The organism is Gordonia sp. NPDC003422 (genome assembly GCF_053588675.1).
In genome coordinates this window covers 27,420-41,265 of the sequence record NZ_JBSFQL010000001.1, presented here as the reverse complement: position 1 = coordinate 41,265, position 13,846 = coordinate 27,420, and the positions used below count along the sequence as shown (strand labels likewise).

Genomic DNA, 13,846 nt, shown 5'->3' with positions numbered 1-13,846 from the left:
GGTTCCTCAACCAGTTCGACCGTGGCTCGGCGGCCTTCAACCTTCCGTTCGCGTTGCGTCTCGTCGGGCCACTCGACGTCGAGGCGATGCGCGCCGCGGTCGGCGATGTGCTCGAACGGCACGAGGTGCTGCGGACCCGGTATCCGTCGACCGACGGGCGTCCGCGCCAGGAGGTCGTTCCCGCCGAGACAGCTCTCGCCGACGCCGGCATGCAGGTCACCGACGTCGCGCCCGATGAACTCGCGGCAACCATCGGCACTTTCGTCGCCCAGCCGTTCGACGTGGCCACCCAGATACCGGTGCGCAGCACGCTGTTCCGCACCTCGGGTGACACCGGCGCGACCGAGCACATCCTGGGCGTCGTCATGCATCACATCGCGTCGGACGGAGCGTCGTTCGCGCCGCTCGCCGCCGATCTGGTCGCTGCCTACACCGCTCGCGTCGATGGCGCCGCACCCGACTGGGCGCCGTTGCCACGACAGTTCGCCGACGTCGCGGTGGCGCAGCGCGAACGCTTCGGCGAGCTCGACGACCCGTCGTCGGAGCTGGCCACCCAGCAGAAGTACTGGCTGGACCGACTGGCCGGACTGCCCGATGTTCTCGATCTGCCCACCGATCGTCCGCGCCCGCCGGTCGCCACCATGCGCGGCGCCACCCGCACCTTCGACGTCGGCGCCGACCTCGTCGAACGCGTCCGCGCACAGGCCCAGGCCGCCGGTGTCACGGACTTCCAGTTCGCCCACGCGGCACTGGCGCTCCTCCTGTCGCGGGTGTCCGGGTCCACCGACATCGCGATCGGCACGCCCACCGCCGGACGCGCCGACCCGGTCACTGCCGGGATGGTCGGCATGTTCGTCAACACCCTCGTCCTGCGCACCGAGGTCGAGCCGACCACCACGGTCCGCGAACTACTCGGCGCGGTGCGGAAAGTCGACACCGAGGCGCTCGATCACGCCGATGTGCCGTTCGAGTATCTGGTGCAGGCACTGGCCCCGGTGCGGTCGGAGGCACACACGCCGCTGTTCTGTGTGCAGCTCGCCTTCCAGAACTTCGAGCGGGCCACCGCGGAACTGCCCGGCGGCCTCGTCGTCGAGCAACTCGAGTCGGATACCGCCACCGTCCAGACCGATCTCACCTTCGTCCTCGGCCCCGATCCGACCGGACACCACGGCTGGACCGGCCAGTTGTCTTATGCGACAGACCTGTTCGACGATCCCACCGCGGGTGAGCTGATCGAGCGTTACCTGCGGGTCCTCGACGCCATGACCACCAGATTCGACACGCTCGCCGGAGATCTCGACATTCTGTCGACAACAGAACGAGACCGCCTGGGCGCCGAGTCGCAGGGACCCGACGTGACACTTGTCGCCGGCACCCTCGCCGATCACATCAGCGCGCCGGTGCACGCCGACGGTGTTGCCGTGGTCTTCGGCGACCGGGAACTGAGTCACCGTGAGTTCGGGGTCCGAGTCGCCGGCGTCGCCCGTGACCTCGTCGCCGCCGGCGTGGGGCCCGACATGGCTGTCGGAGTGTGCATCCCACGCTCGGTCGAGATGATGATCGCGATCCACGCCATCGTCGTGGCGGGCGGACAGTACGTGCCCATCGACCTGTCCACACCGGCCGAACGCGCCGAATACATGATCACCACTGCGGGTGCGCGGCTCGTCCTCATTTCCGCCGACGGGTCGGCGACACCCGAGATCCACGATGCCATTCGCGCGGCGGGTGCCACGGAGTACGTCGTCGACGCCAATGGCGAGGCCGACCTGAACACCGCGCCGTTCGAACCCGAGGAGCGGACCGCGCGCCTGCACCCCGACCACGCGGCGTACACGCTGTTCACGTCCGGGTCCACCGGACGACCCAAGGGCGTGACCCTCAGTCACCGTGCGGTGCTGAACCGCCTGTGGTGGGGGCTACGGGAATTCGGCTGGGCTCCCGACGACGTCATCCTGCAGAAGACGCCGTACACCTTCGACTGCTCGGTTCCGGAGCTGTTCGGCCCGTTCATGATCGGCGCGCAGATGGTCCTCGCGCGCCCGGGCGGTCACGCCGAACCGCGATACCTCGCGTCGCTGGTGGCGCAGCGGCAGGTCACCTCGATCCACTTCGTGCCGTCGATGCTGTCGGTGTTCGCCGAGGTGCTCGGTGAAGCGGGGATGAGCCGGCTGACCACGCTGCGTTACCTGTACACCACCGGCGAGGCGCTGCCACCGGCTCTTGCCCGCGAGGTGGACTCCGCGCTCGATGTGGCCTTCTACAACCTGTACGGCCCCACCGAGGCGGCGGTCGAGATCACCTATCAGCGCGTCGAGCGCGACGCCGACACGGTTCCGATCGGCATCCCGATGTGGAATTCGTCTGCACTGGTGCTGGATTCGCGGCTGCACCCGGTGCCCGACGGTGTGCCCGGCGAGCTGTACCTCGGCGGGGTGCAGCTGGCCCGGGGCTATGCCGCGCGTCCCGACCTGACCTCCGACCGGTTTGTCGCCAACCCGTTCGGGCCGGCGGGGGAGCGGATGTACCGGACCGGAGACCTGGTGCGCCGGCGCCGCGACGGTGTCCTGGAATACCTGGGCCGCACCGATTTCCAGGTGAAGTTGCGCGGGCAGCGCGTCGAGTTGGGCGAGATCGAGTCGGTGCTCGCGTCGGCGCCGGGCGTGGTGCATGCCGCCGCCACCGTGATGACGGCGCCGGGCGGAGCCGAACACCTCGTCGCCTACCTGGCCGGCGCGACCCCAGACGCCGACATCGATCTCGACGCAGTCAAGAACACCGTCTCGGCGGCGCTGCCGTCGTACATGCATCCGACCGCGTGGATGGTTCTGGACGACATCGCCCTCAACACCGCGGGCAAACTCGACCGTAAGTCGCTGCCCGCACCGGTTTTCGCGGCCGAAGCCGAGTATGTGGCACCCGCCGACTCCGTCGAGGAAGCGGTCGCCGAGATCTTCGCGGACGTCCTCGGCGCCGAGCAGGTCAGTGTCACCGAATCGTTCTTCGACCTCGGGGGCACGTCGCTGTCGGCGGCGCGGCTCGCTGCGCGGGTGGGGGAGGCCTTCGACACCGACCTCCCGGTCCGGGCCGTCTTCGACGCCGAGACCGTGCGAGACCTGGCGCGCAGCATCAACGCCGGCAGTGGAGCCCGCACGCCGATCGTCGCGGGCGAGCGTCCCGAAGCGGTGCCCCTTTCGCTTGCCCAGCAACGCATGTGGTTCATCAACCGGTTCGAACCCGCGTCGCCCGCCTACAACATCCCGGTGGCGCTGCGCTTGACCGGACCGCTCGACGTCGACGCTCTGCGCGCCGGCTTCGACACCGTCTTGGCGCGACACGAAGTGCTGCGCACCGTCTTCCCCGATCGGGACGGTGTCGGGTACCAGGAGATACTCGGGCCGCAAGAGGCCTCGGCTCGGCTCGACTGGCGTGTCGTCGACTCCGCCGACGAGGCGATGGCCGCGGCCACTCGCGGATTCGACGTCACCTCGGAGCTGCCGCTGCGAGTGCGAGTCTCGTCGACCACGGTCGGCGGGGTCGCAGAGCATCTGCTGGTGATCGTGCTGCATCACATCGCCGGCGACGGCCAGTCCGGCCCGGTCCTGGCGCGTGACCTGCTCACCGCCTACGCGGCGTCGGGGCGCGGCGAAGAACCGGATCTCGCACCGCTGGAGGTGCAGTTCGCCGACTTCGCGATCTGGCAGCAGCGGGAACTCGGCTCGGTGGACGATGCGGACTCCGTTCTCGGTCAACAGATCTCCTACTGGCGTGACCAACTCGACGGTGTGCCCGAAGCGCTCGACCTGCCGTCGGACCGGGCCCGCCCGGCGGTGGCGACCCTGCGCGGTGCTGCGGCAACATTCGACATCGGCGAGGACACCGTCCGTGGAATCACCGAACTGGCCCGCGCACACGGGGTCACGCCGTTCATGGTGTGCCATGCCGCGTTGGCAGTGCTGCTGAGCAGGGTGTCGGGGTCGGCGGACATCGTGATCGGCAGTCCCATTGCCGGACGCGGTCAACGGGTGCTCGACGACCTGGTGGGCATGTTCGTCAACACCCTCGTGCTGCGGACTCCGCTGCAGCCGGGGAGCGGGTTCGACCAGCTCCTCGAGCAGGTACGACGCACCGACCTCGACGCTTTCGCGCATGCCGATGTGCCGTTCGAGTCCCTGGTGGATCTGCTCGATCCCGTTCGGTCGGAAGCCTTCGCGCCGCTCGCGCAGGTGCTGCTGACCGTCGAGGACACGGCGCCGACAGCACTGAAGCTCGACGACCTGCACGTCGAGGTCGTCGCGACCGAGAACGCCTCGGCCAAGGTGGATCTGACGGTGGGGGTGGCGCTGGGTGCGGCCCCAGGTGGCACGCAATCCGGCGGCACGCTGTCGGTCGTGTATGCCACCGACCTGTTCGATGCGCCGACGATCGAGACGTTCGCCACCCGGTATCTGAGGGTCCTCGACGCGATGATCGCCGACCCCGCCGCCGTTCACGACGGCGTCGACCTGCTCCTGCCGCAGGAACGGGCGTTGGTGTTGCCCGCATCGGACCGGGTGGATGCCACGCCGTTCCTGCTGCCCGAGTTCCTCGCCGAGGCGGCCGCCGCTGTTCCCGCCGCGGTTGCGGTGGTCGACGCGGAGATGCAGTTCACCTACCGCGAACTCGATGAGCAGAGCAATGCGCTCGCGCGCGAACTGATGTCGCGCGGCGTCGGGCCCGACACGGTGATCGTCAGCGGCCTGGCGAGATCGGCAGTCCAGCAGTTGGTGCTGTGGGCGGTGGCCAAGACCGGAGCCTGCTACGTGCCGGTGGATCCGCGCTACCCCGTCGAGCGGGTGGCCGGCATCGTCGCCGACAGCGGCGCACGGATCGGTATCACCGAACCGTCGAGCGTCGGATCGATGCCGACGCTGCTGGATTGGCTCGTCCTCGATCGGGAGACCAGACGCCGTATCACGGCCGTGCATTCGACCTCGCCGATCACCGACGCCGAACGCGGACGCGCTATCGCCACCGACGACGCCGTGTACATGATCTTCACCTCCGGCTCCACCGGCCGGCCCAAGGGCGTGACCGTCAGTCATCGCGGCCTCGCGAATGTGGCTGTTACGCTTCGCGATCACCACCACTCGATCGGTGGTGCGCGCTGGCTGGGGGTGAGTTCCCCGGCCTTCGACGCCGCGATGATGGAACTGCTCGGCACCTTCTGTGCGGGTGGCACTCTCGTGGTGGCACCACCGCACGTGTTCGGTGGACGGGAACTGGCCGACTGGATTCTGCGCCACGAGGTGACCCACGCCTTCATCGTGCCCAGTGTCGCCGCGTCCATCCCGGCGCCGGACACGCTGCCGTTGCGTCACCTGCTGTTGGGTGGGGAGGCACTGTCGGCCACCGAACTGGCCCGGTGGGCCACTCCTGGCCGGTCGGTCTACGACGTCTACGGTCCGACGGAAGCCACCATCATCTGTCTGACCACCGCGGCACTGGCATCCGGCGATCCGATCACCTTGGGCCGCACCATGATCGGCACCCGGGCACTGATCCTCGACGATCGTCTGCAGCCGGTACCGCCGGGCGTCGACGGCGAGCTCTACCTGACCGGTGCCAGCTTGGCCCGCGGATATCACGACCGTCCGGGGCTGACCGCCGAACGGTTCGTCGCCAACCCGTACGCACCGGGCCGGATGTATCGCACCGGTGACGTGGTGCGCTGGACGTCCACCGGCGACGTCGAGTACGTGGGCCGGTCGGACTTCCAGGTCAAGTTGCGCGGGCAGCGGATCGAACTCGGCGACATCGAAGCGGCACTGACCACGCACGATGCCGTCGAGAAGGCCGTGGTGATCGGAGTCGGCGAACCGGTGGTCACCGCACTCGCCGCCTACGTGGTCACCGCGGCCGATCCGAAGGACCTGCGTGACCATCTGGTGGATACGCTTCCCGCGCACATGGTTCCGTCGTCGATCACCGTGCTCGACGACCTGCCGCTGACCCCGGTCGGCAAGCTGGACCGGCGCGCCTTGCCCGCGCCCGACCTCACCGCCCTCGTCACCGAATCCGTCGCACCGGTGGGTGCGGTGGAGATCGCGATCGCGGGCGTGTTCGCGGAAGTCCTCGGCGTGAGCGAGGTCGGTGCCACGGAGTCGTTCTTCGACCTCGGCGGCAACTCGCTGTCCGCGACACGGGTGACTGCACGCGTATCGGAGACCCTGGGCGTGGACGTCGCGGTGCGCGATCTGTTTGCCGCCCCCACCGTCCGCGGGCTCGCCGCAGTGGTCGGCGACGCGCGGGCCTCCGACGTCGAACCCCTTGCCCCACAGGCGCGTCCGGAGCATATACCGCTGTCGTTCGCGCAGCAGCGGATGTGGTTCATCAACCAGTTCTCGCCGGCGTCGGTGGTGGCCTACAACGTGCCGTTCGCGTTGCGGCTCACCGGAGAGGCAATCGACGATGTCGCCCTGCGGGCCGCGTTCGGCGATGTACTGGCGCGTCACGAAGCGTTGCGGACGATCTTCCCGGCCGACACCGATGGTGTTGCGTATCAGCGCATCCTGCGGGCGGACGAGGCGATCGCGGCGTTGCACTGGAGTCAGCTCCACGCGGGTGGCGCGGTCGAGAACGCGATCAACGAACTGACGCTGGCGCCCTTCGACGTCACCGTCGACCTGCCGCTGCGTGTTCGGCTCATCACGGTGGCGCCGGAGGACGCCGTCCTGGTGGTCGTGGCGCATCACATCGCGGCCGACGGCGAGTCGCTCCTGCCGTTGGTTCGGGACGTGCTGACCGCCTATGCGGCGCGTCGGTTCGGTGTCGCCCCGGACTACCCGCCGCTGCCCCTGCAGTACGCCGACTACGCGATCTGGCAGCGTCGGGCGCTCGGGGCCCTGGACGACCCGGAGTCGATTGCCGCCCAGCAGGTTTCCGAATGGGCAGATCGGCTGTCCGGCCTGCCCGATGTGCTCGACCTCCCCATCGACCGCCCCCGACCACGGGCCGCGTCGATGCGCGGCGACGCGGTGGCCTTCGCGGTCGGTGCCGATGTTCGCGCCATGGTCACCGAGGTCGCGCGCCGGCACGGGGCGACCGAATTCGTGGTGGTCCATGCCGCCCTGGCCGTGTTGCTGGCGCGGATGACCGGCTCCGACGACATCGCCATCGGCACCCCGACCGCGGGCCGCGGCCGAGCCGACCTCGACAATCTGGTCGGCATGTTCGTGAACACCCTGGTGTTGCGCACCCAGGTGGAGCCCGACGTGCCCTTCGACGACCTGGTGGCGCAGGCCAAGGACGTCGACGTGGCCGCGTTCTCGGCGGCCGATGTGCCGTTCGAGCATGTCGTGGAGGCGGTCAACCCGGTGCGCTCGGAAGCGTTCGCGCCGTTGACGCAGGTGATGCTGACCTTCGATGACAAGCAGCGACGCGACGCCACCACCGGGCCACTGCGGATCGAGCCGCTCGAGCCCGGTGCCCCGTCGGCCAAGGTGGACCTGCAGTTCGTGATCAGCGCCGCACCGGACAGTCACGACGCCATCAGCGGTTATGACGGTCACATCGTGTACGCGACCGACCTGTTCGAGCGGGCGACGATCGAGGCCCTGGCGTGGCGTTTCGAAGTCTTGCTGCACGCTCTGCTCGAGGAACCGCAGCGTGCGATCGGCGACCATCCGATACTGACCACCACCGAGATCGACCGCCTGCAGGCGACTCCCGAACCGGTGACCTCGACCGTCAATGCCGCTGCGACCCTGGTGGATCTGTTCGCCTGGACTCACCACCAGCACGCGGCACGGCCCGCCGTGACCGCAGGCGCCCACACCGTCGACTATGCCGCGCTGGATGCCCGACGCCGACGACTCGCCGCGAGCCTGCAACAACGCGGGGTGCGTCCGGGCGATCTCGTCGGCATCGCGATGTCGCGCGACACCGACCTGATCGCCACCATTCTGGCCGTATTGAGCTGTGGCGCAGCGTATCTGCCGCTGGACACCGGTAATCCGGCGCAGCGGCTGCAGTTCATCGTGTCCGACGCCGCACCCGTCTGCGTGGTCACCGACGATTCCACCGCATCGGCCATCGGTGCTCTCGGTGTCGATCTGGACGTGGTGCACGTCGACGAGCTGGCGGTACCGGGATTCCTGCGTCGCGTCGACATCCGCCCCGACGACCGCGCGTATGTGATCTACACGTCCGGGTCGACGGGAACCCCCAAGGGCGTGGAGATCACGCATCTCGACGTCGTGACTCTCATGGATGCGGCGCGCAGCGAGTACGACTTCCGGGCCGACGACGTCTGGACGATGTTCCACTCCTACGCCTTCGACTTCTCCGTGTGGGAGATGTGGGGTCCGCTGCTGTCGGGTGCGCGGTTGGTGGTGGTCGACCGTGACGTCGCGCGATCGCCGGACGAGTTCCTGACGTTGGCCGCCGAACAGGGCGTGACCGTGCTGAACCTCACGCCGTCGGCCTTCTATCAGTTCGCCGACGCACGTCGTCGACGCCCGGGCCCACTCTCGTTGCGGTACCTCATCTTCGGCGGCGAAGCCCTCAGCTTCGACCAAGTGGGCCGCTGGTTCGACGACCACCCGGACGAGCCGACGCGCCTGGTGAACATGTACGGCATCACCGAGACCACGGTGCACGTCAGCTTCCGCGAGCTGACTCGCGCCACCACCGACGCACGCGGCCCGAGCTTCATCGGACGCCCACTCTCGTCGTTGAACCTCCGGATCCTCGACCGCCGGCTTCGTCCGGTACCCGATGGTGTTCCCGGCGAGATCTACGTCGCCGGTGGGCAACTGGCGCAGGGTTACCTCAACCGTGCCACGCTGAGCGCCACCCGATTCGTCGCCGATCCATCGGGTGTGCCCGGCGAACGCCTCTACCGCACAGGCGATCTGGGCCGGCGGGTTCGCGGCGACATCGAATACCTCGGACGCGGAGACACCCAGGTGCAGCTGCGCGGCTTCCGCGTCGAGTTGGGTGAGATCGAATCTGCAGTGACCCGCCACGACGGTGTCGCCGCCGCTTCGGTCACGGTGATGACGGCACCGGGCCGCGGGCAGCAGCTGGTGGCGCATGTGGTTGCCGATCCGGGCACCGACCTCGATACCGATGCCCTGCGGGCAGCCCTCGGGAAGAGCCTGCCCGGCTACATGATCCCCGACGCGGTGGTCGCGATCGACGCGCTGCCGCTCACGGCGAACGGCAAGCTCGACCAGCGTGCGCTGCCCCTACCGGATTTCGCGTTCTCGGCGGTCGGCGAGGTGGCCGACGGCCCGATCGAGGAAAGCGTCGCATCGATCGTCGCCGACGTCCTCGGACTCGACGAGGTGGGCGCCACCGCGGTGTTCTTCGACATCGGCGGCAACTCGCTGTCGGCGACCCGGGTGGCGGCCCGGGTGAGCGAGGCGTTCGGCGTGTCCGTCACCGTGCGTGATCTGTTCGAGGCGCCCACGGTCCGAGGTCTCGCCGCGCGCGTCGTGAGCGCGGGCGACGGCGTCTCCGGCAGTGCTGCGGGCCCGGCCCCGCTGACCGCACGCTCACGGCCCGAACACATCCCACTGTCCTTCGCGCAGCGGCGCATGTGGTTCGTCAACCAGTTCGACACCGCGTCACCGGCCTACAACATCCCGATCGCGTTGCGGCTGACCGGTCCTCTCGATCCGGCCGCCCTGCGTGCCGCGATCTCCGACACCATCACCCGGCACGAGTCGCTGCGTACGCGTTACCCGGCGATCGACGGTGTCCCGGAGCAGGTGATCGTCGACGTGCCGACCGCGCTGGACGAACTCGTCTGGCACCAGAGTGCCGATGCCGACGAGGCGATTGCGCTCGCGGGCAGCGGATTCGACGTCACCGGTGACCTGCCGATCCGGGTGGCCCTGGCCACCGACGGCGCCGACGAGCACGTTCTCGTCATTGTCCTGCACCACATCGCCGGTGACGCCGAGTCGATGCCGATCCTCGCGCGCGACGTGATCACCGCCTACGCCGCGCGCACCTCCGGTGGCGTCGCCGACGACTCGCCGGTGCTGCCCGCACTCACCGTGCAGTACGCCGACTACTCGCTGTGGCAGCGGGAGACGCTCGGTGCGGCCGACGATCCGTCGTCGGTGCTCGGGGCGCAGTTGGCCTACTGGACGACGCGTCTCGCCGGGCTGCCCGACGTGACCGAACTCCCCGCCGACCGTGGCCGACCCGCGGTGGCCGACCCCACCCCCGGCGTCCTGACCTTCGATCTGGGCATCGATCGCAGCGCGCGCGTCACCGCGGTCGCCCAACGTGATTCGGCCACCCCGTTCATGGTGTGTCACGCCGCGCTCGCCGCGACCGTGTCCCGGCTGGCCCGCACCGACGACGTCGCCATCGGAGCGGCGATCGCCGGCCGCGGCCAATCCGGCACCGACGACCTGATCGGTATGTTCGTCAACACCCTCGTCCTGCGCACACACCATCGGGCCGGTGACACCGCAGGGGAACTGATGCGTCAGGTGCGCGCAACGGATCTCGACGCGTTCGCCCATGCCGACATCCCGTTCGAGGCGCTAGTCGACGAACTCGCGCCGCAGCGCTCCACGTCGCACGCACCGCTCTTCCAGATCGGCATGAACTATCTGAGCGGCTCCGCGTCGACCGCCGATACGGTTGCGGGTCTGACGATCACACCCGTCGAGCAGGGGCCGGCGTCGTCGAAGGTCGACCTGACGGTGGCCTTCAGCGAGGTGCGCGAGCCCGGCGGTGCGCGGATCGGCGCCGAGATCACCTACGCCGCAGCCCTGTTCGACGAGTCGACCGTCGCCCGCCTGCGTGACGTATTGCTCGCGGTGCTCGACGCGATGCTCGCCGACCCCGATGCCGTGATCGGCGATCTGGACATTCTCACCTCTGCCGAACGCGCCGATCTGGTGCCGGTGGCCGGACCGGGCGCGCTCGTCGAACCCCGGACCCTGCCCGACCTTCTCGCCCAGCGCGCGCCGGTGCCCGCGGATCTGCCGGCCGTCATCGAGGGCGGACAGTCGATGTCATATCGAATGTTCGAATCGGTGACCAACAGCCTGGCGCGTGAGTTCATCGCCCGCGGTGCCGGCCCGGAGCGGGTGATCGCGGTCGGTATGCGGCGCAGTCTCGATGCGGCAGTGGTGATCTGGGCGGTCCTCAAGTCCGGCTCCGCGTACCTCCCGGTGGATCCGGGGCTGCCTGCCGAGCGCATCGAGCACATGATCGCCGATTCGGGCGCGATCTTCGGTGTCACCACCGAGCAGGCACAACCCACCGTCGCGCACGCGCAACTCGGGTGGCTGGTGGCCGGCGGATTCGCCGAAGTCGGCGCGACGATCCCCATCCCGGTGGGACCCGGCGCGATCACCCCGGACATGCTTGCCGCGCAAGACAACACGCCGGTTCCGTCGGCTCGCGACCTCTCCGTCGACAGCCTGGCCTACCTGGTCTACACCTCGGGTTCGACGGGCGTGCCGAAGGCTGTGTCGGTGACGCACCGCGGCCTCGCGAACCTTCTCGAGGCGCAGCGGGCGTGGACCGGCGACCTCCCCGACACTCGAGTCCTCAACGTTGCGGTCCTCAGCTTCGACGGTGCGTTCTTCGAGTTCCTCGCCGCCTTCGGGCTCGGCAAGACCCTGGTGGTCGCGCCGAGCGACGTGTATGCAGGTGCCGACCTCGTCGACGTCATCGAGCGGCACCAGGTCACCGACGCCACCATCACTCCCGCGGTGCTGGCCACCATGGACCCCGCACGAGCGGTGAGCCTGCGGCACCTCGGCACGGTCGGCGAGGCCTGCCCGCCCGAGGTGGTCGCGGCGTGGGCGCCGTCGCGCACCATGTTCAACGGGTACGGTCCCACCGAGACCACGGTCTGGGCAACGCAATCCGCGCTCACCGCGGGCGCCCCGATAACCGTCGGACGACCGATCCGCGGCATGTCCGCGGTGGTGCTCGACGACCGGCTGCGCCCGGTGCCGATCGGCGTCGTGGGCGAGCTGTACCTGTCCGCCGATTCCCTGGCGCGCGGGTACCACAACCGATTCGACCTCACCGCAACACGTTTCGTCGCCAACCCGTTCGGCCCGGCCGGCTCCCGGATGTACCGGACGGGAGATCTGGTGCGCTGGAGCGCCGACGGCGGGTCGCGGGCGCGTCTCGAGTTCGCCGGGCGCGCCGACTTCCAGGTCAAGATCAACGGCCAGCGTGTCGAACTCGGGGAGATCGACGCCGCGCTGACCGCCCATCCCGGGGTGGTCTCGGCGTCGACCATCGGTACGACCGGTCCGGGCGGCAACGCCGCACTCGTGAGCTACGTCGTACCTTCGGAGGGGACCGTCAGTCCGGACTCATTCGGCCCGCTCGCTTCGCTCCCGGCGCCGGAACAACTTCGCGAGGCCCTGCGCGCGCGACTGCCCGCGTACATGGTGCCTGCCGCAATCGTCGTCATCGACGAGATGCCCCTGACGCCGGTCGGCAAGCTCGATCGTGGCAGGCTGCCCGTGCCGGACTTCGGTGAGACCGACGACTACGTGCCCGCGGCAACCGAATTGGAGGCCACGGTCGCGGAAGCGTTCGGCGAGGTCGTGGGTGCGCAACAGGTGAGCGTGACCCAGAGCTTCTTCGAGCTCGGGGGCAACTCGCTCTCGGCGACGCAGGTCGTCTCCCGGCTGCGCGCGTCCACCGGCCGCGAGATTCAATTGTCGTGGGTGTTCGCCGAACCCACCGCGCGTGGTCTCGCGGGCCGCATTGCGGGCAACGCTGGTGTCGCGGACGACGTGCTCATCACGCTTCGTGCCGACGGTGCGCGGGCACCCCTGTTCTGTGTGCACCCGGCGGGCGGGCTGGCCTGGTTCTACGGCGGACTGGCGCCCTATGTCGCCGACCGCCCGATCTACGGCCTGCAGGATCCGCATGTGGTGACCGGAGCGGAGAGCGCGTCGTCGGTGCAGGAACTCGCGGACCGCTACGTCGCCGAGATTCGACGGGTGCAGCCGCACGGTCCCTATCACCTGCTCGGGTGGTCGATCGGCGGCTACATCGCGCACGCCATCGCGGTCGCGCTCAGCGCGGCAGGGGAGCGGGTGGCGTTCCTGGGCGTGATGGACTCCCAGGCCGGCGCCGAACTGCCGGTCGGTGACCCCGACGGGCCGGCCACCACCACCGCCTCCGACCTGCTCGGCGGCTGGCGCGATCTCTTCGATCTCGGTGACGACGTCACGGCGTCGACCGCCGACGAGGTGGCAGCTGTGGTCCGCGACCAGATCGCGTCGCTCGGGCTGCTCGACGCGGCGCAGGTCGACCGCATCATGGACAGCTTCGCCTCGGCCGCCGACATCGGCTTCGCCTACCGGCCGGAGGTGTTCGACGGGTCCATGCTCGTGTTCACCGCGACCCGCGATCGCGACGACCCGACCACGGTCGCCGCGAGTTGGCGCGACCACGTGCGCGGCACGATCACCAACGTCGACGTCGACACTCACCACCTCGGGATGGCGGATGCGGAGTCACTCGCGATCATCGGACCGGTGCTGGAAGCCGGACTAGCGCACGCGAATGGCGAATCCACTGTGGAAGCATCAGAAGAAGGCCCTGCTAAGGAAGGAACACCATGACCAACCCCTTCGACGACGAGAACGGCCGTTTCTACGTCCTTGTCAACGACGAGAACCAGCACTCGCTGTGGCCGACGTTCGCCGACATCCCGGCCGGCTGGACCAAGGTGTTCGGTGAGGATTCGCGGGCGGCGTGCCTGGAGTATGTGGAGCAGAACTGGACCGATCTGCGGCCCAAGAGCCTCATCGATGCGATGGAGGCCGACAAAGCGGCGCCAAATCAGGACCAGCCCTGA

At 69.1% G+C, this 13,846-nt stretch carries 2 protein-coding genes (1 of these 2 running past the window's edge); both read left to right on the top strand.

All coding sequences use genetic code 11. From position 1 onward, the window contains the following. On the top strand, positions 1-13,610 hold the end of the coding sequence (locus ACWDTF_RS00110; protein WP_449753830.1) for a non-ribosomal peptide synthase/polyketide synthase. Its footprint begins 24,361 nt before the window's first position; only the last 13,610 of its 37,971 coding nucleotides appear in the window; its start codon lies beyond the left edge, outside the window; it ends in the stop codon at positions 13,608-13,610. Next, positions 13,607-13,846, top strand: coding sequence for an MbtH family protein (locus tag ACWDTF_RS00105; RefSeq protein WP_355275938.1), 240 nt, complete (start codon positions 13,607-13,609; stop codon positions 13,844-13,846). The genes ACWDTF_RS00110 and ACWDTF_RS00105 overlap by 4 nt, the downstream gene beginning before the upstream one ends.

Bases quoted from the DNA above. Each gene is read 5' to 3' on its own strand.
- ACWDTF_RS00105 (WP_355275938.1), top strand. From the start codon at position 13,607: ATGACCAACCCCTTCGACGACGAGAACGGCCGTTTCTACGTCCTTGTC.